We start from the raw sequence: 21472 nt of genomic DNA, 5'->3' as shown, positions 1-21472 counted from the left end.
TCCGGATAAGTATCTTTTACAGATAGTGTTTTATCAATAACTCGCCCAGCTGCACGGCGTTCAAAGCCGCACCTTTTCGCACATTATCAGACGCAATCCACAAAGTGAGCTGACAGGGATCGTCAATTCCGCGGCGCACGCGGCCCACGTACACCTCGTCCTGGCCGACAGCGTCGCCGATCACCGTCGGGTAGTCACCCGCCTCAACCAGCTCGATGCCGACCGCCGCTTCCAGAGCCGCCAATACCTTGTCGAGTTCTACAGGTGTAGACGCCTGCACGGTGACACTCAAACTATCGCCGAAAAATACCGGCACCTGATGGCAGTTGACGGCCACGCTTTGCAGGCCTTCGCCGAGCAGCGCCCTGACGTCTTCGTGGATGCGTCGCTCCAGCGAGCCGTGCCCGTCGGCATCGACCTCATCGACCTGGGCGAGCACGTTGAAGGCCATTTGCCGGTCGAACAGCCGCGGCTCGAACGCCCGGCCATTGAGCAGTTCGGCGGTTTGCCGCGCCAGCTCGGAAACCCCTTCGCGACCGCGACTGGACACCGCCAGCCCCGCATCGACCACCACCTTCTGCACCTGCAGCTGATCGCGCAGCGCACCGAGCACCAGGCCGACCGCCACGGCCACTGACGCCGGGCTGGTGAGCGCGAACGGTGCCTGCCCGCTGATCGCCTCGCTGTTCACTTCCGGCACCACGCGCGGCGCCACGTCAGCGGGCAGCGCGCCGGAGACGTCGATCAGCGAGCAGCCGGCCTTGCGCACCGCCTCGGCATGGGCGCGGGTTACCGCTGGGTCGGCGGCGAAGAACACCAGCTGGACGGTACGGAAATCGAACCCTTCCACAGCGCGCACGCGCAGGTTGCGGCCCTTGAAGGCCAGGCTGCGCCCCGCCGACTCGCTGCTGGCCAAGAGGTGCAGGTCGGTAACGGGAAAGTCGCGCTCTTCGAGAAGTTGCAGCAGGGATTCGCCGACGCTGCCGGTGGCACCGACGATGGCGATAGCAAAGGTAGAAGACATGAAGGAAGCCTGACGCTGGGTAGCTGAAACAGACCCGGCACTCTACCGAAAAGCAGAGGGGCGGGCGACGGCAATCGCAAGCGATCACCTTCTACCCGCCCCTCTTGGCGCGCCTGGCAGCGCGCCGGTGTCGATCAGCGCTCCAGCAGGATGCGCAGCATACGACGCAGCGGCTCGGCAGCGCCCCACAGCAACTGGTCGCCCACGGTGAAGGCGCCCAGGTACTGCGAACCCATGTTGAGCTTACGCAGACGACCGACCGGTACGCTCAGGGTGCCGGTGACGGCCGTAGGGCCGAGCTCGCGGATGCTGGCTTCGCGGTGGTTCGGCACCAGCTTGACCCAAGGGTTGTGCTGGCTGATCAGCCCTTCGATGTCCGACAGCGGCACATCCTTGTTGAGCTTGATGGTCAGCGCCTGGCTGTGGCAACGCATGGCGCCGATGCGCACGCAGATGCCGTCGACCGGAATCGGATTCTTGAAGCGACCGAGAATCTTGTTGGTCTCTGCCTGGGCCTTCCACTCTTCACGGCTCTGGCCGTTCGGTAGCTCCTTGTCGATGTAGGGGATCAGGCTGCCGGCCAGCGGCACGCCGAAGTTGTCGACTGGGAAGGCATCACCGCGCATGGCCTCGGCCACCTTGCGGTCGATGTCGAGAATGGCGCTGGCCGGGTCGGCCAGTTCATCGGCCACGGTGGCGTTGATGGTGCCCATCTGCTTGATCAGCTCGCGCATGTTCTGCGCGCCGGCACCGGAGGCCGCCTGATAGGTCATGGCGCTCATCCAGTCGACCAGACCGGCTTCGTACAGACCGCCAAGGGCCATCAGCATCAGGCTGACCGTGCAGTTGCCGCCGATGTAGTTCTTGGTGCCAGCGTCCAGCGCGTGATCGATGACCCGGCGGTTGACCGGGTCGAGCACGATCACCGCGTCGTCGGCCATGCGCAGCGAGGACGCCGCATCGATCCAGTAGCCCTTCCAGCCGGCTTCGCGCAGCTTGGGGAACACTTCATTGGTGTAGTCGCCGCCCTGGCAGGTCAGGATCACGTCCAGGCCCTTGAGCTCGTCGATGCTGTAGGCATCCTTGAGCGCCTCGGTTTCCTTGCCAATGGCCGGCCCCTGGCCGCCGACGTTGGAAGTGGTAAAGAACACCGGCTCGATCAGCTCGAAATCCTGTTCTTCCAGCATGCGCTGCATCAGCACGGAACCAACCATGCCCCGCCAACCGATAAGACCTACACGTTTCATAACCACTACACCTATGTGAACAAGCCGCCGGACTGCTTCCGGGGGCCTGGAAGATTACAGACTACGCAGCGCTTCGACTACCGCATCACCCATTGCCGCCGTGCCGACCTTGGTCGTACCCGCCGAGTGGATGTCGCCGGTGCGCAAGCCCTGGTCGAGCACACGACTGACCGCCAGCTCGATGGCGTCGGCGGCCTGGGTCTGGTTGAAGCTGTAACGCAGCATCATCGACACCGACAGGATGGTCGCCAGCGGGTTGGCGATGCCCTGCCCCGCGATATCCGGCGCCGAACCGTGGCACGGCTCGTACATACCCTTGTTGTTGGCATCCAGCGACGCCGACGGCAGCATGCCGATGGAGCCGGTAAGCATCGAGGCTTCGTCAGAGAGGATGTCGCCGAACATGTTGTCGGTGACCATCACGTCGAACTGCTTGGGCGCACGCACCAGCTGCATGGCGGCGTTATCGACGTACATGTGGCTCAGCTCGACGTCCGGGTAGTCCTTGGCGACTTCCTCGACCACCGCGCGCCACAGTTGGCTGGAGGCCAGCACGTTGGCCTTGTCCACCGAGCACAGCTTGCTGCCGCGCACGCGGGCCATGTCGAAGCCGACCTTGGCGATGCGACGGATCTCGCTCTCGCTGTAGGGCAGCGTGTCATAGGCCATGCGCTCGCCATTATCGAGCACCTTGCTCTCGCGCGGCTGGCCGAAATAGATGCCGCCGGTCAGCTCACGGACGATGAGGATATCCAGACCCGACACCACTTCCGGCTTTAGCGACGAGGCGTCGGCTAGTTGCGGGTAAAGGATGGCCGGGCGCAGATTGGCGAACAGGCCCAGTTGCGAGCGGATCTTCAGCAGGCCGCGCTCGGGGCGGATGGCCGGATCGATCTTGTCCCACTTCGGGCCGCCGACGGCGCCGAGCAGCACGGCGTCAGCCGCGCGGGCGCGCTCCAGGGTCTCGTCGGCCAGTGGCACGCCGTACTTGTCCACGGCCGCGCCACCCAGCTCGTCGAACGACAGTTCGACGTCGAGGGCGAACTTGTCGTTGGCCAGGCGCAGCACCTTGACCGCTTCGGCCATGATTTCAGGGCCGATGCCGTCACCGGGGAGAACCAGAATCTGCTTGCTCATACCTTTTCCTTCATGTCGTTCGGATCGCCGGCCTTGCCGTGTGCGACCTGTGAAAACCCGAACAGGCCCGCGGCCATCACCCTGCCGAGAGGGGCGCCATATTCGGCGCCTGCTTCGGCGGGGTCAAGGCACGACGGGCCCATCCGCTGATAACACGTAACCTTTTCTTTCCGCGCCACCAGTTGGCGCAGGGCTCGTTTACTTGACGGCGCCGAACAACCAGGGCTGACGCTGCTGGTAACCGACTTCGAAGGCGCGAATCGCATCCGCGTCCTGCAGGGTCAGGCCGATGTCATCCAGGCCATTGAGCAGGCAGTGCTTGCGGAAGGCGTCGACCTCGAAGCTGTACTGCACGCCATCGGGACGGGTCACGGTCTGCGCTTCGAGGTCGACGGTCAGCTGATAGCCCTCGCTGGCCTCGGCCTGTTCGAACAGCGCATCGACTTCTTCAACCTTGAGAATGATCGGCAGCAGGCCGTTCTTGAAGCTGTTGTTGAAGAAGATGTCGGCGAAGCTCGGCGCAATCACCGTACGGAAACCGTACTCGTCCAGTGCCCAGGGCGCGTGCTCACGGCTCGAACCGCAGCCAAAGTTCTCGCGGGCCAGCAGCACGCTGGCGCCCTGATAGCGCGGGAAGTTGAGGACGAAATCCTTGTTGATCGGGCGGTTGGAGTTGTCCTGATTCGGCTGACCGACATCCAGATAGCGCCACTCGTCGAACAGGTTGGGACCGAAGCCGGTGCGCTTGATCGACTTCAAGAACTGCTTGGGAATGATCTGGTCGGTGTCGACGTTGGCGCGGTCGAGCGGGCAAACCAGGCCGGTGTGTTGGGTAAAGGCTTTCATCATCTAACTCCTCAGGCCTGGATCAATTCGCGCACATCGATGAAGCGGCCGGTCACCGCGGCAGCGGCGGCCATGGCCGGGCTGACCAGGTGGGTACGCCCACCGGCGCCCTGACGGCCTTCGAAGTTGCGGTTGGAGGTCGAGGCGCAATGCTCGCCACTGCCGAGTTTGTCCGGGTTCATCGCCAGGCACATGGAGCAGCCCGGCTCACGCCATTCGAAACCGGCTTCAATAAAGATCTTGTCCAGCCCTTCGCTCTCCGCCTGGGCCTTGACCAGGCCGGAGCCCGGCACCACCAGCGCCTGCTTGACGGTGGCGGCGACCTTGCGGCCCTTGGCCACCTCGGCGGCCGCACGCAGGTCTTCGATACGCGAGTTGGTGCACGAGCCGATGAACACGCGATCGAGCTGAATGTCGGTGATCGGCTGGTTGGCAGCCAGGCCCATGTACTTCAGGGCGCGGGTGATCGAATCCTTCTTCACCGGGTCGCTTTCACGGGCAGGGTCCGGCACGTTCTGGTCGACGGCCAAGACCATCTCGGGCGAGGTACCCCAGCTGACCTGTGGTTTGATGTCTTCGGCACGCAGCTCGACCAAGGTGTCAAAGTGCGCATCGGCATCGGACACCAGATCACGCCACACCACCACGGCCTGCTCCCAGTGCTCGCCCTTGGGCGCGAACGGGCGATCCTTGACGTAGGCGATGGTCTTCTCGTCCACCGCCACCAGACCAACGCGGGCACCGGCCTCGATGGACATGTTGCAGATGGTCATGCGCCCTTCCAGCGACAGGTCGCGGATCGCGCTGCCGGCAAACTCCAGGGCGTGGCCGTTGCCACCGGCAGTACCGATCTTGCCGATCACGGCCAGAACGATGTCCTTCGCGGTCACGCCGAACGGCAATTTGCCTTCGACGCGCACCTGCATGTTCTTCATCTTCTTGGCGACCAGGCACTGGGTGGCGAGCACGTGCTCGACTTCCGAGGTGCCGATGCCGTGGGCCAGCGCGCCGAAAGCGCCGTGGGTGGAGGTGTGCGAGTCGCCGCAAACGACGGTCATGCCCGGCAAGGTAGCGCCCTGCTCCGGGCCGACCACGTGGACGATGCCTTGGCGCACGTCGTTCATCTTGAATTCGAGGATGCCGAAGTCGTCGCAGTTCTCGTCCAGGGTCTTGACCTGAATACGCGAGACTTCATCGGCGATGGCGTCGAGGCCACCGAGGCGCTCGGCGCGGGTGGTCGGCACGTTGTGGTCCGGCGTTGCGATGTTGGCATCGATGCGCCACGGCTTGCGGCTCGCCAGGCGCAGGCCTTCGAAGGCCTGGGGCGACGTCACTTCGTGAAGAATGTGGCGGTCGATGTAGATCAGCGACGAACCGTCGTCGCGTCGCTTCACTTCGTGCATTTCCCACAACTTGTCGTAGAGCGTCTTGCCTGCCATCAGCCTGGTCCTCATCGGTCTTTCGGGCACCTCTAAAAACTGCAGCGCTTTCATCGCTTGCCTTTAGTAGAGGTGTCCTTTCTATGCCTGGGCAATAGCCCTTTGGCTTATGGGGAGAATGCTATGCGTGGCTGGCGAATAACTCAAATTCATATTTTTCATCCAGAAGATTCCTGACTGGAATTACTATAGGATCGCCTTCTACCGTCCCGATCGCAGCCGGAAACGCCCATGGATCTCGCCACGCTCAATGCCTTTATTGCCATCGCCGAACTCGGCAGCTTCTCCGAGGCCGCCATACGCCTGCACCTGACCCAGCCGGCGGTGAGCAAACGCATCGCCAGCCTCGAGCAGCAACTGCGTGTGCGCCTGTTCGACCGCCTGGGCCGCGAGGTGAGCTTGACCGAAGCGGGCCGTGCCCTGCTGCCGCGCGCCTACCAGATTCTCAACGTGCTGGAGGACACGCGCCGGGCGTTGACCAACCTCAATGGCGAGATCACCGGGCGACTGACGCTGGCCACCAGTCACCATATAGGCCTGCACCGCCTGCCGCCGCTGTTGCGCGCCTTTACCCGCGCACATCCGCAGGTCGCACTGGACATCCAGTTTCTCGATTCGGAAGTGGCCTATGACGAGGTGTTCCATGGCCGCGCCGAACTGGCGGTGATCACCCTGGCTCCGGACACCCGCGACCCGGTGCGAGCGGTGCCGGTGTGGGACGACCCGCTTGATTTCGTCACCGCGCCCGAACATCCGCTGGCCCAGGGCACGGGCGTGACGCTAGCCGATGTGGCCCTACACCCGGCGGTATTTCCCGGCGGCAACACCTTTACCCACCATATCGTGCAGCGCTTGTTTGAAGCCGAGGACCTGATACCAAATATCGCCATGAGCACCAACTACCTGGAAACCATCAAGATGATGGTGTCCATTGGTCTGGCCTGGAGCGTGCTGCCACGCACCATGCTTGATGATCAGGTTTTCCGTCTGCCTTTGCCGGACATCCAGCTGTCGCGCCAGCTTGGCTATATCGTGCACACCGAACGCACCCTGTCGAATGCCGCCCGGGCCTTCATGCAACTGCTCGACAGCCATCGCGACAGTCTTGCCTTAGCGCCTGGGCAGCAGCTAACGTGACACCCATACCGGCCATCTGCCGGTATGCCTTCGGCGAACTTGCCGATAGCCCGGCCGCCACCATTGCCAGGCTCCGTAGAGGAAAGGGTCATGGGCAACTCAAACGACAAACGCCCACCACTGCCCCACGTACCGGTGCTCGATCCAGCCGAGTTCGAAAAAACCTGGCGTGACAGCCAACATTTGCTGGCTGCTCTCAATGGTGCTGGCCTCGGCGCCTGGTTCTGGAACCTCGATACCGGCGAGGTTAGCTGGTCACGTGGCGCCCAGAAGGTCTTTGGCCTGGATCCGACCCGCCCCCTCAGTGATCCGGTCAACTACATCGAACTGATTCCCGAAGAAGAGCGCGACGAGGTGCTGCGTCTGTTTCAGGCAGTGATCGATGGCTCACCTACCGCCGCACCCATCCGCCACCGTATCCGCTGGCCGGATGGCAGCCTGCACTGGATCGAGATCACCGGCAGCCTGCAGGTCGGCGAGGGCCGACAGAACCGAATGTTCGGCGTGGTGCGCGATATCACCCGCCAACGGGCACAAGAGCAGGCACTAGCCGATAGCCAGGAACGTCTGCGCCTGGCGCTCGAGTCGGCAGAACTGGGCACCTGGGACTGGCACATCCCCAGCAATACCATGTTCGCCTCGCCCCGCGCAGCCATGCTGCACGGCCTGCCGGATGCAACCTTCCAAGGTCCCTTTCCGGATTTCTTCGCCCATGTTCCAGAGCAGGATCGTGACGGCCTGCGCCAAGCCTATCGCGACCTGCTGCCTGATAACGGCCAGGACTCCCAGGTCACCTACCGTACGGTACACGGCAACGGCCAGACCCATTATCTGGAAAGCAAGGCAAGGCTGTACCGCGACGCACATGGCCAGCCGCTGCGCATGACCGGCGTGATGATCGACACCAGCGAACGCACCCTGCGAGAACAACGCCTGCAAGCCTCTGAGCGCAAATTCGCCACGGTCTTCCAGGCCAGCCCCGACCCGATCTGCGTTACCACACTGCCGGAGGGTAGGATTCTGGAGGTCAACCCGGCGTTCACCCAGGCATTCGGCTGGCGGCCGGCGGAAGCCGCCGGGCGCAATATTTTCAAGATCGCCCCCTGGCAGGGACTGCCGGCGGAGTCGCCGCTGCGCGGCAAAATCCTTACCGGCACCGATCTTGAGGACGAACGCATCGACCTGCTCGACCCAAATGGCAGGCTGATGAACTGCATCGTCTCGTGCCGACGCCTGGAACTGGCCGGCCAACCTTGCGTACTCAGCAAGTTTCGCGACATCACCGAGCAGCAGCGCGCCGAATCGGCGCTCAAGGCCAGCCAGGAGAAGTTCTACAAGGCCTTTCACTCAAGTCCCGATGCCATCACCATCACCAGCCGCGAAAACGGCCGCTATATCGAGATCAACGACGGCTTCACCCGCCTGACCGGCTACAGCGCCGAGGAAGTGATTGGACATACCACGACCGAGATCGGCATCTGGTCGAACGCGGCGGAGCGCCAGCGCCTGCTCGATGCCCTGAACGACGAAGGCCATATCCGACGCATGGAAATGAATGCCCGTGATCGCCACGGCAACCCGCTGGAAGTGGAAGTGTCCTTCGAGCCGATCGAGCTGGATGGCACCGAATGCCTGCTGGTCACCGCCCGCGACATCAGCGAGCTAAAGGCCGCCCAGGAACAGATCCAGCATCTGGCTTACCACGACCCGCTGACCAGCCTGCCCAACCGCGCCCTGCTAATGGACCGCCTGACCCAGCAGATTGCCCTGTTGCAGCGCCACAACCTGCGCGGCGCCCTGCTATTTCTCGACCTCGACCACTTCAAGCACATCAATGATTCACTCGGCCATCCGTTCGGCGATGCCGTACTCAAGCTGATCACCGCCCGCTTGGAAGTCAGCGTGCGCGAAGAAGACACCGTGGCGCGCCTGGGTGGCGATGAATTCGTGGTACTGCTGACCGGCCTGGAGGGCACCCGCGAACAGGTCATCGCCCACGCCGGGCAGGCGGCGGAAAAGCTGCGCATCCTGCTCAGCGAGCCCATGCTGCTCGAGGGCCATCGCCTGCAGGTCACGCCGAGCATCGGCATCGCGCTGATACCCGATCACGGCCAGACCCCGGCCGATCTGCTCAAGCGCGCCGACATCGCCCTGTACCGCGCCAAGGACTCGGGGCGCAACGTCATCCAGCTGTTCCACGGCTCCATGCAGCACGCTGCCAGCGAACGCCTGCGCCTGGAGAACGAGCTGCGCACTGCCCTGAGCCGCGGTGAATTCGAGCTGTATTTTCAGGCCCAGGTGGATGCCCGTACCGACCAGATCATCGGCGCCGAAGCGCTGCTGCGCTGGGCCCACCCAACACTCGGCCAGCAGTCGCCGGCGTTGTTCATCCATGTGCTGGAGGAAAGTGGGCTGATTCTGGAAGTCGGCGCCTGGGTGATGGTCGAAGCGTGCCATGCCTGTGCTCGACTGCTGCAGGATGGCCTTATCGACGAGCGTTTCAGCCTGTGCGTGAACATCAGCACCCGGCAGTTCCGCCAGAGCGACTTCGTCGAGCGCGTCGAGCATTGCCTGCGCCAGAACAAACTGCCCCAGGGCATGCTCAAGCTGGAAATCACCGAAGGCATCGTCATCGAGGACATCGACGACACCATCGCCAAGATGAATCGCCTGCGCAAACTGGGCGTCAGTTTCGCCATGGACGATTTCGGCACCGGCTACTCGTCGCTCACCTACCTCAAGCGCTTGCCGGTGAACGTGCTGAAGATCGACCAGTCGTTCGTACGCGACGCCACCAGCAACCCCAGCGACGCGGAAATCATCCGCGCTGTGGTGGCGTTGGGCCTCAGCCTGGGCCTGGAGGTCATCGCCGAAGGCGTGGAACAGCAGAGCCAGCTGGACTTTCTGCAAAGCCAGGGCTGCAACTGCTACCAGGGCTACCTGTTCAGCCGCCCGCAGCCGCTGACGGCCTTCCGCGCCCTGCTCAGCCACGGCGCCCAACACCTGCCGCACTGAACAGAAAAGGCGCCACGAGGGCGCCTTTTCTGTTCAGTGCGGCAACGGCGATCAGTTCTCCAGCGCCGGACGTGCGGCCCCGATCGGGATGCGCTTGGCCTTGGCCTCTTCCGGCACATGGCGCTCCAACTCGATGTTGAGCAGGCCGTTCACCAGGCTGGCGCTCTTGACCTCGATGTGATCGGCCAGGCGGAACGACAGCTTGAACGAACGCTGAGCGATGCCCTGATACAGGTAGGTGACATTTTCACCACTGCCATTGCCTGCGCGCTTGCCGCCGGTCACGGTCAGCACGCCGCGCTCGACCTGCAGATCCAGATCTTCATCCTGGAAGCCGGCGGCAGCGATGACGATCCGGTACTGGTCGTCGGCATGCTTCTCGACGTTGTAGGGAGGGTAGCTGCTGCTGGTCTCGTTGCGCATCGCCGATTCGAACAGGTCGTTGAAACGGTCGAAGCCAATGGACTGACGGAACAGCGGGGTCATGGAAAATGCAGTGCTCATGGTTGATCTCCTGAATTGGTCAGCGAGTGATAAGGTGCGGGACCCGACTTCGGCATCCCACGGTGATAAAAATGTGGATGGCCGAAAAAATTTCAAGGGACCGAAAAAGGAGATTTTTCGATGAGCAAGGTGATGCTGATCACCGGTGCCAGCCGCGGCATCGGTGCGGCCACGGCAAGGCTGGCGGCTGGGCAGGGTTACCGCGTGCTCATCAACTACCAGCGCAACTGCGAGGCCGCCGACGCGCTCGTCGAAGCGATCACGACCACGGGCGGCGAGGCGCTGGCGGTACAGGCCGATGCGGCGGACGAAGCCCAGGTTCGCCGGCTGTTCACCGAGGTCGACGCCCGCCTGGGGCGTCTGGACGTGCTGGTCAACAACGCCGGGATGCTCGAGCAGCAGATGCGCCTGGAGCGCATGAGCCTTGAGCGCTGGCAACGGGTGTTCGCCACCAACGTGTACGGCAGCTTCCTGTGCAGCCGTGAGGCGATTGCGCGGATGTCCACCCGCCAGGGCGGGCGTGGCGGCGTGATCGTCAACATGTCATCGATTGCCGCCCGCCTCGGCGCGCCCGAAGAGTACATCGACTATGCCGCAGCCAAGGGCGCGGTCGACAGCATGACGGTAGGGCTGGCCAGGGAACTCGCCGCCGATGGCATTCGCGCGAATGCCGTGCGACCCGGCGTGATCGACACCGAGATCCATGCCAGTGGCGGCGAGCCGCAGCGAGTGGCGCGGGTAGCCGGAAGCATTCCGCTGGGCCGCGGCGGGCGGGCTGACGAGGTGGCAGAAGCGATTCTGTGGTTGGCCAGCGAACAGGCCAGCTATACCACCGGCTCGCTGCTCGACGTCAGCGGAGGGCGCTGAGCGCCTCCTCGTCAGCCTCGAGCGCTTGCAGCGTGCTCACCTCCGTCGGCGCGATGCTCACGCCCAGCAGTGCGTCGATGACCTCGCAGTTGGTTTCCCGCCGCACCAGGGCGAACAGCTCGACAGCCTCGGGATAGCTGCGCGTCAGCATCGCCAGCCATTGCTTGAGCCGCCCGGGAGCGTAGCGCGGCGAGATCTTGCGCCGCGCCTGCAGCCAGAACACGGCCAACAGCGGCTGCAGTTCTGCCCAGCTCATCACGCCGGCATCCTGCCCCATCTTCGCCGCGGCGATCTGCCGGGCCAGGTCGGGCCGCGCCACCACGCCACGGCCCAGCATGAAGTGCTCGGCGCCGCTCACCTCGCGGCAGCGCTGCCAGTCCTCGACGGACCAGATATCGCCGTTGGCATACACCGGCACGCTGACCACCTCCTGCACCCGCGCCACCCACTCCCAGTGCGCTGGCGGCTTGTAGCCCTCGACCTTGGTGCGCGCGTGCACGACGATCTGCGAGGCGCCGCCTTCGGCCAGTGCACGGGCGCAATCGAGAGCCAGGTCCTTGTGATCGAAGCCCAGGCGCATCTTGGCAGTGACGGGAATGGCCGCCGGCACGCTGCGGCGCACCTCGCGCACGATGGCGTGCAGTAGCTCCGGCTCCTTGAGCAGCACCGCCCCGCCACGGGACTTGTTCACCGTCTTGGCCGGGCAGCCGAAGTTGAGGTCGATCACCGGCGCGCCGAGCACGCAGGCGTAGGCGGCGTTGTCACCCAGGCACTTGGGATCGGAGCCGAGCAACTGCACGCGCAGCGGTGTACCGGCAGCCGTGCGTGCACCATTGAACAACTCCGGCGCCAGTTTGCGGTAGGTCGACCTGGGCAGCACGCGATCGGTGACGCGGATGAACTCGGTCACGCACCAGTCGATACCGCCAACCTGGGTCAGCACGTCGCGGAGGATTTCATCGACCAGCCCCTCCATGGGCGCCAGGGCGATCTGCATGGCGATACTCTCGAATAACGGGGAAGGCCATCGGCATGCCGAGGCAAAAACGGCGCGTAGTGTAGCGGCGAGTGACGCGCCGGGACAGCGCCTGAACACCCAACGCCTGGCGCAGTCCACTGCAGTGACAGACACCACCGGAAATCGCCATGAATCGACTCGTGCTGCTCAGCGCCTCGCTCGCCCTGCTGCTGGCCACCACCACCGCAATCGCCGCCACGCCAATCTCCGAGGGCGTGCCGCTGGATCCCGCAGCGGCCGCCAAGCTGATCGTCAGCCGCGACCGCAATGCGCCCAACGCCTGCGACCTGCAACTGCGCGTCGACGAGCAACTGGTTGTCGCCTTGCCAGCCGGCGAAAGCGTCACGCTCGACGTTCCCAGCGGCGAACGCAGCGTGGTGCTCACCCCGTCACGCGAAGGCTTCTGCGCCGAGATAGACCTGGTGAGCAGCCAGTCGCTCTTGCTGCAACCAGGTGAAACCCGGCGCTACCAGGCAGTCTACGAAGAGCAGAAGCTGTTTCTGGCCCCGCAGCCATGAACACTCAAGCCGGCAGCAACGCCCGGCCATAACCCTCGATGAATTCGGCCGGCATGCGCTTGGGTCGACCGCTGGACAGCTCGATGCAGACGAAGGTGGTGCGCGCACGCAGCAGGGTGGCGCCATCCTGCGGGCGTATCAGTTGAAAGCAGCGATCCATCTTCAGGCGCTGGTCGGACTCGACGATCCAGGTGCCCATGACCAGTTCCTGGCCTTCGTAGGCACTACTCAGGTAATCGATCTCGTGGCGCACCACCGCCATGGCCCGATCCAGGCGCCGGTACTCGACCAGATCCAGCCCCAGCGATTGCGAATGGCGCCAGGCGCAACGCTCCAGCCAGGTCACGTAGACAGCGTTGTTGGCGTGCCCGAGGCCATCGATATCCTCGCTGCCGACCAGCAGGTCGATGGTGAACGGATCAGGGCGATCCCAGTTCACGACACATACCCGAGCGCAGCGGCGTGCAGCGATGCAGCAGTGTAAACGAGCTTCATGCAATGGCCTCCCTTGGCGACGCCACAGGCTCGACCTTAGGGGCTCAGCCTGCTGTAACGCAAGCGCCGCATCGCCAGCCGCACGGATCGACGAGAACTTTTCGTACGCGCAAAACAAAAGGGCCACTTCGTGAGAAGTGACCCTTAAAAACCCCGCAGAGCGGGCAAAAATGGCGTCCCCTAGGGGACTCGAACCCCTGTTACCGCCGTGAAAGGGCGGTGTCCTAGGCCACTAGACGAAGGGGACGAAACCTTCGAAGAGCAAGGCCAGCACTCGGCTGGCCTTGTCGTGGATTGGTGGAGCTAGACGGGATCGAACCGTCGACCTCTTGCATGCCATGCAAGCGCTCTCCCAGCTGAGCTATAGCCCCAGAACCTTGCGGTCTGGCTGCAATGCCTAAGCACTGCAGCTGGAAATAATGGCGTCCCCTAGGGGACTCGAACCCCTGTTACCGCCGTGAAAGGGCGGTGTCCTAGGCCACTAGACGAAGGGGACGCAAATGCCCTTCTTTACAACTCAACCCGCTCCTTAGAACCGGTTGTGGCATCCGAGATTGGTGGAGCTAGACGGGATCGAACCGTCGACCTCTTGCATGCCATGCAAGCGCTCTCCCAGCTGAGCTATAGCCCCATCTCGAGGACGGGGCGCATGTTAAGTGCGCCCCTGCACCCTGTCAACAAAAAATTAGCGGCTGCCTTATTTTTTTTCGCTGACATAACAAACACTTACCTCAAACCGCCGGCTGCCGGCCGCCGACGGCGACCAGCGGCAGACAAACCACTGGTGATCAGCCGATGCTGGCCAGCAGTTTTTCCCACTCCTTGTTCTCTTTCTTCGACACACCGCCGAGTAGCTCGATGGCCTGGCGCAGACGGAAACGGGTGAGGTCCGGGCCGAGAATTTCCATGGCATCGAGCACCGATACCGAACTGGCCTGGCCGGTGACGGCGGCGAACATCAGCGGCATGGCATCGCGCAGTTTCAGCTCCAGGTGTTCGACCACCGCCTGGATGCAGCCGGTGATGCGCTCCTTTTCCCACTGGCGCAGCGCCTCGAGCTTCCAGAGGATCAGCTGCATGAGCTGGCGTACCTGATCGTCCGACAGCTTCTTATGGGCGAACAGTGCTTTGTCCGGCTGTACGCCACCGGCGAAGAAGAAGCTGGCCAGCGGCGCGATCTGGCTGAAGGTTTCCACCCTGCCCTGCACGTGGGGCGCGATCTTCATCAGGTAGTCGCTGTTGAAGGCCCACTTCTGCACGCCAGCGGCGAACTCTTCGACGCTCAGGTCGCGCATCCACTGGCCGTTGAGCCAGGACAGCTTCTCCAGATCGAAGATCGGCCCGCCGAGGGAAACGCGCTGCACGTCGAAGTGCTCGATCATTTCCTCGAGGGTGAATTTCTCGCGCTCGTCCGGCATGGACCAGCCCATGCGGCCCAGGTAGTTGAGCATCGCCTGGGGCAGAAAGCCCATGCGCTCGTAGAAGGTGATCGAGGTCGGGTTCTTGCGCTTGGACAGCTTGCTCTTGTCCGGGTTACGCAGCAGCGGCATGTAGCACAGCTGCGGCTTTTCCCAACCGAAGTACTCGTACAGCAGGATCAGCTTGGGCGCCGAGGGCAGCCATTCTTCACCACGCAGCACGTGGGTGATCTTCATCAGGTGGTCGTCGACCACGTTGGCCAGGAAGTAGGTCGGCAGGCCATCGGTCTTCATCAGCACCTGCATGTCCATGCGATCCCACGGAATCTCCACGTCGCCGCGCAGCATGTCCGGCACCACGCAGACGCCCTCGCTCGGCACCTTCATGCGGATCACGTGGGGCTCGCCCGCTGCCAGGCGGCGCTGCACTTCCTCGTCGGAGAGCAGCAGGCCGCGGCCGTCGTAGCGCGGCGTCTCGCCACGAGCCATCTGCTCGGCACGCATCTGGTCGAGTTCTTCCGGGGTGCAAAAGCAGTAGAAGGCGTGGCCCTTCTCGACCAGCTCCAGCGCGTACTTGCGGTAGATTTCGCCACGTTCGCTCTGCCGGTACGGGCCATAAGGGCCGCCGACGTCCGGGCCTTCGTTCCACTCGATGCCCAGCCAGCGCAGGGCGTCATAGATCTGCTGCTCGGACTCGCGAGTCGAACGGACCTGGTCGGTATCCTCGATGCGCAGGATGAACTCACCACCGTGTTGCCTGGCGAAGCACAGGTTGAACAGGGCGATGTAGGCGGTGCCGACGTGAGGATCGCCAGTGGGCGACGGAGCGATACGAGTGCGAACGGTGGTCATGGAAAGTCCCGAGCAGGTAAGACTGAAAATGGCATGGGCTAGCCCCGCGCCCAGGCCGCATGGGCGACAGGCGCAGGCGCCATGGATGACGCGAGAAAGCGAAGGGAACGAATATTAACAGGCCAGCCCCAGCTGGCTCCAGCGGACCGCGGCGCAGGGCTGCGAAGAACGCGTCAGACGCGCGAACCGCCACTGAGGTAGCGAGATAGCGCCGTAACGCCCTCCTCCACACTGGCGCTGCAGCCAGCCCAGGAGCAGGCGAGCATCAGGTTGCGCGGCAGGCCGAAATCCTCGATGAAGTAGCCGTCGGCATCACGACCGTTTTCGTCACCGGGCAGCCATTGGCGCATGCTGCCCTGGGGCTCGAAGTAGGCCCACACCGGCTTGCCCAGCGCCACCGCCGCACCGACCTCGAAGGCCGTGCCGGAATCCGGCTCGGAGCCGCGAAACAGATTGAGGTTGGCCAGCACGGCGTCGGCATCATGGATCATCGCCAGGTTGAGCCGACAGATCTGCGCCGCCAAATCGGCCGGTGCCAGGCCCTCGGCCACCTCGTTATCGAACGGATAAAGCCCTTCGAGCCCGTGCTCGAGGCACAGGCGCTTGAGGTACTCACCGCGCTCGATGGCATCGGCCCTGAACACGTCGAAACCGGCCAGGTAGACCCTGGGCTGAGCCGCCGTACTCATACCGCGAGCAGCCGGTCACGCAGCTTCTGGATTTCGTCGCGAGTCTGCGCCGCGGCCTCGAATTCCAGGTCACGGGCCAGCTCGAACATCTTGTCCTCAAGCTGACGAATGCGCTTGGTGATCTCCGCCGGCGAGCGCAGCTCCGCTTCGTAACGGGCGTTCTCTTCGGCTGCCTTGGCCATGCCCTTGCGCTTCTTGCTACGTGCACCCGGTACCACGGCACCTTCGAGAATGTCCTTGATGTCCTTGACCACGCCCTTGGGCACGATGCCGTGAGCCTCGTTGAAGGCCAGCTGCTTCTGCCGGCGCCGCTCGGTCTCGCCGATGGCGCGCTCCATGGAGCCGGTCATGTTGTCGGCGTAGAGAATCGCCCGACCATTGAGGTTACGGGCTGCGCGCCCGATGGTCTGGATCAAAGAGCGCTCGCTACGCAGGAAGCCTTCCTTGTCGGCGTCGAGAATCGCCACCAGGGCGACTTCGGGCATATCCAGGCCCTCGCGCAGCAGGTTGATGCCGATCAGCACGTCGAAGGTGCCGATGCGCAGGTCACGGATGATTTCCACCCGTTCGACCGTGTCGATATCCGAGTGCAGGTAACGCACCTTGACGCCGTGGTCGGCCAGGTAGTCGGTGAGGTCCTCGGCCATGCGCTTGGTCAGCGTGGTGACCAGCAAGCGCTGCTCCAGGGCCACGCGCTTGTTGATCTCCGAGAGCAAATCATCGACCTGGGTACGCGCCGGGCGTACCTCCACTTCCGGGTCGACCAGGCCGGTGGGTCGCACCACCTGCTCGATGACACGCCCGGCATGGTCGGCCTCGTAAGGCCCCGGTGTGGCGGAAACGAAGATGGTCTGCGGGCACGCGGCTTCCCATTCCTCGAAGCGCATCGGCCGGTTGTCCAGTGCCGAGGGCAGACGGAAGCCATACTCGACCAGGGTTTCCTTGCGCGAGCGGTCGCCTTTGTACATGGCGCCGACCTGGGGCACGCTGACGTGGGATTCGTCGATCACCAGCAGCGCCTCGGCCGGCAGGTAATCGTACAGCGTGGGTGGCGGCGCACCGGGGTCGCGCCCGGACAGATAGCGCGAGTAGTTTTCGATGCCGTTGCAGTAGCCCAGTTCGAGAATCATCTCCAGGTCGAAACGGGTGCGCTGCTCCAGTCGCTGGGCTTCGACCAGTTTGTTGGCGCCGCGCAGGTAGTCCAGGCGATCCTTGAGCTCGACCTTGATCTTCTCCATCGCCTCGAGCAGCGTGTCGCGGGGCGTCACGTAGTGGCTCTTGGGGTAGAAGGTGAAGCGCGGCAGGCGTTGCAGCACCTCGCCGGTCAGCGGATCGAAGGCGCTGATGTTCTCGACTTCATCGTCGAACAGCTCGATGCGGATCGCTTCCAGATCCGATTCTGCCGGGAAGATATCGATCACATCGCCACGCACCCGGAAGGTCGCCCGGGCGAAATCCATGTCGTTGCGGGTGTACTGCAGCTCGGCCAGGCGGCGCAGCAGCGCGCGCTGGTCCATCTTGTCGCCACGGTCGAGGTGCAGCACCATTTTCAGGTACTCCTCGGGGCTGCCCAGGCCGTAGATCGACGACACCGTGCAGACCACGATGACGTCCTTGCGCTCGATCAGCGCCTTGGTCGCCGACAGGCGCATCTGCTCGATGTGATCGTTGATCGAGGCGTCCTTCTCGATGAAGGTGTCCGACGACGGCACGTAGGCCTCGGGCTGGTAATAGTCGTAATAGGAAACGAAGTACTCCACCGCGTTGTTCGGGAAGAACGACTTGAACTCGCCATATAACTGTGCCGCCAGGGTCTTGTTCGGCGCCAGCACCAGCGTCGGGCGCTGCACCTGGGCGATGACGTTGGCCACACTGAAGGTCTTGCCGGAGCCCGTCACGCCGAGCAGCGTCTGGTGCGAAAGCCCGGCTTCGAGGCCTTCGACCATCTGCCGAATCGCCTCGGGCTGGTCGCCAGCGGGCTCGAAACGGGTGACCAGTTGAAACTCGGACATAATTACCTCTGCAAAGGCTGTGACGCCACGACAACACGTGCGTCATACCTGATGTACGCTGTCGCGACACCGAATATGGGCCGCTATACTAACGGCCCGCTTGCGCAACCCCTAATCCAGTTGCCGGGTTGCTCGATACTCACCCCACCACAGAGCTGCCGCCCCATGAGTCTGTTCTCCGCCGTCGAAATGGCTCCGCGCGATCCCATCCTGGGCCTCAACGAAGCATTCAACGCCGATAAACGCCCTGACAAGGTCAACCTTGGCGTGGGTGTCTACACCAACGAAGAAGGTCGCATCCCGCTGCTGCGCGCCGTGGTCGAAGCCGAAGCGGCCCTGACCGCCGCTCGCGCGCCACGTGGCTACCTGCCGATCGAAGGCATCGCCGCCTACGATCAGGCCGTGCAGAAGCTGCTGCTGGGCAACGACTCGCCGCTGATCCAGCAAGGCCGCGTGATCACCACCCAGGCCATCGGCGGCACCGGCGCGCTGAAGACCGGCGCGGACTTCCTCAAGCGCCTGCTGCCCGACGCCACCGTGGCGATCAGCGACCCGAGCTGGGAGAACCATCGCGCACTGTTCGAAGCCGTCGGTTTCCCGGTGCGCAACTACCGCTACTACGACGCCTTCAGCAACGGCGTGAACCGTGGCGGCCTGCTCGAAGACCTGAAGAATCTGCCGGCGCGCTCCATCGTCGTGTTGCACGCCTGCTGCCACAACCCGACCGGCGTCGACCTGACGCCCGAAGACTGGCAAGCGGTGCTGGAAATCGTGCGCGAACGCGAGCATGTGCCCTTCCTCGACATCGCCTACCAGGGTTTTGGCGACGGTATTGAAGAAGACGCCGCGGCGGTACGTTTGTTCGCCCAATCTGGCCTGACCTTCTTCGTCTCCAGCTCGTTCTCCAAGTCGTTCTCGCTGTACGGTGAGCGCGTCGGCGCGCTGACCATCGTGGTCGGCGACCAGGAAGAAGGCAGCCGCGTGCTTTCCCAGGTCAAGCGCGTAATCCGCACCAACTACTCCAACCCGCCGACCCATGGCGCCAGCGTGGTTGCAGCCGTGCTCAACAATCCTGAACTGCGGGTGATGTGGGAAACCGAGCTGGGCGAGATGCGCGATCGTATCCGCACCATGCGCCTGGCCATGGTCGAGCAGCTGGCAGCACTGAACGCCAAGCGCGACTTCGGCTTCGTCGCCGAACAGCGCGGCATGTTCTCCTACTCGGGGCTGACCACCGAACAGGTCGAGCGCCTGCGCAGCGAATTCGGCATCTACGCCGTGGGCACCGGCCGCATCTGCGTGGCCGCCCTGAACACGCGCAACCTGCCAGTGGTGACCAAGGCCATCGCCGCCGTTCTGTAAGTTGCGAGGGGAAGTCGGCAGATGCTTGACTTCCCCTTCGTAATCAGTAGGATACGCGTCGTTGTTCCGCGATAGCTCAGTCGGTAGAGCAAATGACTGTTAATCATTGGGTCCCTGGTTCGAGTCCAGGTCGCGGAGCCAAATTCAAGAAACCCGGCCTTTATGCCGGGTTTTTTATTGCCTGCCGGACTCTCACCAGGGACTACGTCCCAGGTTATTCGCTTCGCTCACCCTCCGGGGCCGCGCTGAAGCGCGTTCAGCTGCGCTGTCGAGTCCAGGTCGCGGAGCCAAATTCAAGAAACCCGGTCTTTAGGCCGGGTTTTTTATTGCCTGCCGGAAAGTGTGCGGTTCGTAGGGTGGGTTAGCGCCACTGGCCAGAAGCCTGGCGAACGCTACTTACTCGGAGCGGTGCGTAACCCACCGCGGAATCACAAGGCCTATAAAACTTCCCGGGTATCGCTTCGCTCAACCCGGGCTACCCCAGGTTTAGCTGGCGTACAGATAAGCCTCGACATCCATCCCGGCATCACGCATCTGCGCCAGCTTGTAGCGCAAAGTACGCGGGCTGATGCCCAGTCGCTCGGCGGCCTCTTTACGACGCCCACGCTCGGCACGCAGGATATCGATGATCACCTGATATTCCCTGCGCCGTAGATCCTCGCCCAGGGCGCCATCCGTCACGCTTGCGTCCGGCATGACCGGCAGCGGTGCGCTCTGTACCACCGCCAATTGCGGCGCAGGAGCTGCCTGTGCGAACCCGATAGGCGCGCTCAGGCACAGATCATGGGGCTCGATGACGCCGTTTTGTTGAAGGATGACCGCGCGCTGAATGGCATTGTCCAGCTCACGAACGTTGCCCGGCCAAGCATACCCCGTCAAGCAGGCGACCGCCTGGACGGAGAGCCGTAACGGCGCCAGGTTCATCTTCTTCACGTACTTGGCCAGCAGACGCTCGGCCAGGGGCAGGATATCCGCCGGGCGCTCACGCAACGGTCGCCAGGCCAGCGGGAACACCGACAGGCGATAGAACAGATCCTCCCGGAAGCGACCTGCCGCTACTTCTGCAGCCAGGTCACGGTTGCTGGTCGCCAGCACGCGGATATCCAGGCTGATCGGCTTGCGGGCGCCAACCCGTTCGACCTCACGCTCCTGCAGCACACGCAACAGCTTGGCCTGCAAAGCCAGCGGCATCTCGGAAATTTCATCGAGCAGGATGGTTCCGCCCTCGGCCAGCTCGAACTTGCCCGGCGCGCTGGCAACGGCGCCAGTAAAGGCACCCTTCTCGTGACCGAACAGGGTGGCTTCCAGCATGTTGTCCGGAATCGCCGCGCAGTTGATGGCGATGAAAGGACCCTTGGCACGTGGAGACTGCTGATGAAGATAACGCGCCAGAACCTCCTTGCCGGTCCCCGACTCGCCGGTGATCAGCACGGTGGAATCGCTACGAGCGACCCGCGCCGCCAACTCGAGCAGTTGCAAGCTGGCCGGCTCGCAGGCTACCGGCCCGTCCTGCTCCAGCTCGCTGGCCCGCCCGAGCACATGGCGCGCCACCAGCGACAGCAGGGTCTTGGGCTCGAACGGCTTGACCAGATAATCGGCTGCACCACGGCGTATGGCATCGACGGCACGCTCGACGGCGCCGAAAGCCGTCATCAGCAGCACCGGCAACTGCGGCTGGCGTTCGCGAATGGCGCATAGCAGTTGATGACCATCCATGCCCGGCATGTTCACGTCACTGATCACCAGCCCGAACGGTTCCTGGGCGATGGCGATCAGCGCCGCTTCGGCGCAGTCGACGGCCCGGTAATCATGGCCACCAAGCTCGAGGGTGTCGGCCAGAGCTTCGCGCAATGCGCGATCGTCTTCAACCAGCAGGACTTTGGCAGCCATGG

At 63.5% G+C, this 21472-nt stretch carries 17 protein-coding genes and 5 tRNA genes; 6 read left to right on the top strand and 16 right to left on the bottom strand.

Features of this window, described 5'->3' with window-relative positions:
* Positions 1–16: 16 nt before the first annotated feature.
* From PVA39_RS09325 to leuC, 5 genes are all read right to left on the bottom strand, one after another.
* Positions 17–1024: an aspartate-semialdehyde dehydrogenase gene (locus tag PVA39_RS09325; RefSeq protein ID WP_274123852.1), complete on the bottom strand. Its 1008-nt coding sequence runs from the start codon at positions 1022–1024 to the stop codon at positions 17–19.
* A gap of 134 nt (positions 1025–1158) precedes the next feature.
* Positions 1159–2271 (bottom strand): aspartate-semialdehyde dehydrogenase, encoded by a 1113-nt coding sequence (gene asd / locus PVA39_RS09320; protein ID WP_013792163.1) that lies wholly within the window; start codon positions 2269–2271, stop codon positions 1159–1161.
* A gap of 54 nt (positions 2272–2325) precedes the next feature.
* Complete coding sequence (gene leuB, locus PVA39_RS09315; protein ID WP_274123851.1) at positions 2326–3408, bottom strand: 3-isopropylmalate dehydrogenase; 1083 nt, start codon at positions 3406–3408, stop codon at positions 2326–2328.
* A gap of 198 nt (positions 3409–3606) precedes the next feature.
* Positions 3607–4254 carry a 3-isopropylmalate dehydratase small subunit gene (gene leuD / locus PVA39_RS09310; protein WP_274123850.1) on the bottom strand — a complete coding sequence of 216 codons (648 nt, stop codon included), beginning with the start codon at positions 4252–4254 and terminating at the stop codon, positions 3607–3609.
* An 11-nt stretch (positions 4255–4265) separates the two neighbouring features.
* Positions 4266–5693 (bottom strand): 3-isopropylmalate dehydratase large subunit, encoded by a 1428-nt coding sequence (gene leuC, locus PVA39_RS09305; protein WP_274123849.1) that lies wholly within the window; start codon positions 5691–5693, stop codon positions 4266–4268.
* A gap of 231 nt (positions 5694–5924) precedes the next feature.
* On the opposite strand from leuC, the gene PVA39_RS09300 reads away from it, so the two are divergent.
* Complete coding sequence (locus tag PVA39_RS09300; RefSeq protein ID WP_093502070.1) at positions 5925–6830, top strand: LysR family transcriptional regulator; 906 nt, start codon at positions 5925–5927, stop codon at positions 6828–6830.
* A 90-nt stretch (positions 6831–6920) separates the two neighbouring features.
* Positions 6921–9845, top strand: coding sequence for an EAL domain-containing protein (locus PVA39_RS09295; protein WP_274123848.1), 2925 nt, complete (start codon positions 6921–6923; stop codon positions 9843–9845).
* A 51-nt stretch (positions 9846–9896) separates the two neighbouring features.
* On the opposite strand, the gene PVA39_RS09290 is transcribed toward PVA39_RS09295, so the two are convergent.
* Positions 9897–10349, bottom strand: a complete 453-nt coding sequence (locus tag PVA39_RS09290) for an Hsp20 family protein (protein ID WP_027910273.1) — start codon at positions 10347–10349, stop codon at positions 9897–9899.
* A gap of 120 nt (positions 10350–10469) precedes the next feature.
* On the opposite strand from PVA39_RS09290, the gene PVA39_RS09285 reads away from it, so the two are divergent.
* Positions 10470–11216 (top strand): SDR family oxidoreductase, encoded by a 747-nt coding sequence (locus PVA39_RS09285; protein WP_274123847.1) that lies wholly within the window; start codon positions 10470–10472, stop codon positions 11214–11216.
* On the opposite strand, the gene PVA39_RS09280 is transcribed toward PVA39_RS09285, so the two are convergent.
* Complete coding sequence (locus PVA39_RS09280) at positions 11200–12213, bottom strand: tRNA dihydrouridine synthase (RefSeq protein ID WP_274123846.1); 1014 nt, start codon at positions 12211–12213, stop codon at positions 11200–11202. The genes PVA39_RS09285 and PVA39_RS09280 overlap by 17 nt on opposite strands.
* 149 nt (positions 12214–12362) lie before the next feature.
* On the opposite strand from PVA39_RS09280, the gene PVA39_RS09275 reads away from it, so the two are divergent.
* Positions 12363–12752: a hypothetical protein gene (locus PVA39_RS09275; RefSeq protein ID WP_274123845.1), complete on the top strand. Its 390-nt coding sequence runs from the start codon at positions 12363–12365 to the stop codon at positions 12750–12752.
* Positions 12753–12756: 4 nt separating this feature from the next.
* On the opposite strand, the gene PVA39_RS09270 is transcribed toward PVA39_RS09275, so the two are convergent.
* The 8 genes from PVA39_RS09270 to uvrB form a co-directional block, all read right to left on the bottom strand.
* Positions 12757–13191 carry an acyl-CoA thioesterase gene (locus tag PVA39_RS09270; RefSeq protein WP_274123844.1) on the bottom strand — a complete coding sequence of 145 codons (435 nt, stop codon included), beginning with the start codon at positions 13189–13191 and terminating at the stop codon, positions 12757–12759.
* Between the two features lie 227 nt (positions 13192–13418).
* Positions 13419–13494: transfer RNA gene (locus PVA39_RS09265), tRNA-Glu, on the bottom strand.
* 48 nt (positions 13495–13542) lie between these two features.
* A tRNA-Ala gene (locus PVA39_RS09260) sits at positions 13543–13618 on the bottom strand.
* Between the two features lie 49 nt (positions 13619–13667).
* Positions 13668–13743 (bottom strand) — tRNA-Glu (locus tag PVA39_RS09255).
* A 59-nt stretch (positions 13744–13802) separates the two neighbouring features.
* Positions 13803–13878 (bottom strand) — tRNA-Ala (locus PVA39_RS09250).
* 157 nt (positions 13879–14035) lie between these two features.
* Positions 14036–15517, bottom strand: coding sequence for a glutamate--tRNA ligase (gene gltX / locus PVA39_RS09245; RefSeq protein WP_274123843.1), 1482 nt, complete (start codon positions 15515–15517; stop codon positions 14036–14038).
* A 173-nt stretch (positions 15518–15690) separates the two neighbouring features.
* A complete protein-coding gene (locus tag PVA39_RS09240) occupies positions 15691–16206 on the bottom strand; it encodes a nucleoside 2-deoxyribosyltransferase (protein ID WP_274123842.1) in 516 nt (171 codons plus the stop codon).
* On the bottom strand, positions 16203–18218 hold the full coding sequence (uvrB, locus tag PVA39_RS09235; RefSeq protein ID WP_274123841.1) for an excinuclease ABC subunit UvrB: 2016 nt from the start codon (positions 18216–18218) through the stop codon (positions 16203–16205). Before uvrB ends, PVA39_RS09240 begins: the two co-directional genes overlap by 4 nt.
* Before the next feature lie 165 nt (positions 18219–18383).
* Here uvrB and PVA39_RS09230 point away from each other — a divergent pair, with 165 nt between their 5' ends.
* A complete protein-coding gene (locus PVA39_RS09230; protein ID WP_274123840.1) occupies positions 18384–19580 on the top strand; it encodes an amino acid aminotransferase in 1197 nt (398 codons plus the stop codon).
* Positions 19581–19645: 65 nt separating this feature from the next.
* Positions 19646–19721, top strand: a tRNA-Asn gene (locus PVA39_RS09225).
* A gap of 345 nt (positions 19722–20066) precedes the next feature.
* On the opposite strand, the gene PVA39_RS09220 is transcribed toward PVA39_RS09225, so the two are convergent.
* The gene (locus PVA39_RS09220) at positions 20067–21470 is read right to left on the bottom strand and encodes a sigma-54-dependent transcriptional regulator (RefSeq protein WP_274123839.1); all 1404 of its coding nucleotides are present in this window, start codon (positions 21468–21470) and stop codon (positions 20067–20069) included.
* Between the last annotated feature and the right edge of the window lie 2 nt (positions 21471–21472).

Origin of the sequence: Pseudomonas sp. CNPSo 3701 (genome assembly GCF_028674975.1) — a bacterium.
GTDB lineage: Bacteria > Pseudomonadota > Gammaproteobacteria > Pseudomonadales > Pseudomonadaceae > Aquipseudomonas > Aquipseudomonas straminea.
The sequence above is the reverse complement of the archived record's forward strand: the minus strand, read 5'-3'. Positions and strand labels throughout refer to the sequence as shown.

Excerpts from the sequence above, each read along its gene's own strand:
- PVA39_RS09240 (WP_274123842.1), bottom strand. The coding sequence starts at position 16,206 with ATGAGTACGGCGGCTCAGCCCAGGGTCTACCTGGCCGGTTTCGACGTG.
- PVA39_RS09325 (WP_274123852.1), bottom strand. The coding sequence starts at position 1,024 with ATGTCTTCTACCTTTGCTATCGCCATCGTCGGTGCCACCGGCAGCGTC.
- PVA39_RS09230 (WP_274123840.1), top strand. The coding sequence starts at position 18,384 with ATGAGTCTGTTCTCCGCCGTCGAAATGGCTCCGCGCGATCCCATCCTG.
- PVA39_RS09295 (WP_274123848.1), top strand. The coding sequence starts at position 6,921 with ATGGGCAACTCAAACGACAAACGCCCACCACTGCCCCACGTACCGGTG.
- PVA39_RS09285 (WP_274123847.1), top strand. The coding sequence starts at position 10,470 with ATGAGCAAGGTGATGCTGATCACCGGTGCCAGCCGCGGCATCGGTGCG.
- leuB (WP_274123851.1), bottom strand. The coding sequence starts at position 3,408 with ATGAGCAAGCAGATTCTGGTTCTCCCCGGTGACGGCATCGGCCCTGAA.
- leuC (WP_274123849.1), bottom strand. The coding sequence starts at position 5,693 with ATGGCAGGCAAGACGCTCTACGACAAGTTGTGGGAAATGCACGAAGTG.
- PVA39_RS09220 (WP_274123839.1), bottom strand. The coding sequence starts at position 21,470 with ATGGCTGCCAAAGTCCTGCTGGTTGAAGACGATCGCGCATTGCGCGAA.
- PVA39_RS09290 (WP_027910273.1), bottom strand. The coding sequence starts at position 10,349 with ATGAGCACTGCATTTTCCATGACCCCGCTGTTCCGTCAGTCCATTGGC.
- PVA39_RS09275 (WP_274123845.1), top strand. The coding sequence starts at position 12,363 with ATGAATCGACTCGTGCTGCTCAGCGCCTCGCTCGCCCTGCTGCTGGCC.
- PVA39_RS09300 (WP_093502070.1), top strand. The coding sequence starts at position 5,925 with ATGGATCTCGCCACGCTCAATGCCTTTATTGCCATCGCCGAACTCGGC.
- PVA39_RS09280 (WP_274123846.1), bottom strand. The coding sequence starts at position 12,213 with ATGCAGATCGCCCTGGCGCCCATGGAGGGGCTGGTCGATGAAATCCTC.
- uvrB (WP_274123841.1), bottom strand. The coding sequence starts at position 18,218 with ATGTCCGAGTTTCAACTGGTCACCCGTTTCGAGCCCGCTGGCGACCAG.
- gltX (WP_274123843.1), bottom strand. The coding sequence starts at position 15,517 with ATGACCACCGTTCGCACTCGTATCGCTCCGTCGCCCACTGGCGATCCT.
- leuD (WP_274123850.1), bottom strand. The coding sequence starts at position 4,254 with ATGAAAGCCTTTACCCAACACACCGGCCTGGTTTGCCCGCTCGACCGC.
- asd (WP_013792163.1), bottom strand. The coding sequence starts at position 2,271 with ATGAAACGTGTAGGTCTTATCGGTTGGCGGGGCATGGTTGGTTCCGTG.